Origin of the sequence: Leucobacter japonicus, from assembly GCF_001273855.1 — a bacterium.
Taxonomy (GTDB): Bacteria; Actinomycetota; Actinomycetes; order Actinomycetales; family Microbacteriaceae; genus Leucobacter; species Leucobacter japonicus.
Window position 1 is genome coordinate 1 of record NZ_JHBX01000070.1, and the last position, 311, is coordinate 311.

The following is a 311-nucleotide window of genomic DNA, read 5'->3' on the forward strand; positions in this document are numbered from 1 at the left end:
GGTGATCCTGCTGGCGAGCAGCTACATCATCACGGCCACGGCTGAGGCGAAGGATCGCGTGCGGGAGCGCTACGGCGCCGAGACACTCGCGCAGCACCGTCGGCGCCGCGCCGAGGACGTGCTGCATGCCGCGACCCGGGAGCTGCGGGCCGCGGAGGAGGCCGAGGCCGCGGAGCGCGACACGTCGCGCACCTGACGCCGCGCGGGATCAGCCGAGCGTCTGCCGCACCCGATCCACGACCGCGGCGATCCGGCGCTCGCGGGTCTCGGCGCGCTTCGCCTCGACCACGGAGCGCACGTTCTCCTTGCGG

General features: G+C 74.6%; 1 protein-coding gene and 1 pseudogene. One reads left to right on the forward strand and one right to left on the reverse strand.

Annotated elements, in window-relative coordinates; genetic code table 11:
* Nucleotides 1-196 (forward strand): annotated as a pseudogene (locus tag AMS67_RS17575) (YihY/virulence factor BrkB family protein); the annotation flags it as partial.
* A gap of 12 nt (nucleotides 197-208) precedes the next feature.
* On the opposite strand, the gene AMS67_RS00235 reads toward AMS67_RS17575, so the two are convergent.
* Nucleotides 209-298 (reverse strand): hypothetical protein, encoded by a 90-nt coding sequence (locus AMS67_RS00235; RefSeq protein ID WP_277619534.1) that lies wholly within the window; start codon nucleotides 296-298, stop codon nucleotides 209-211.
* Nucleotides 299-311: the final 13 nt, after the last annotated feature.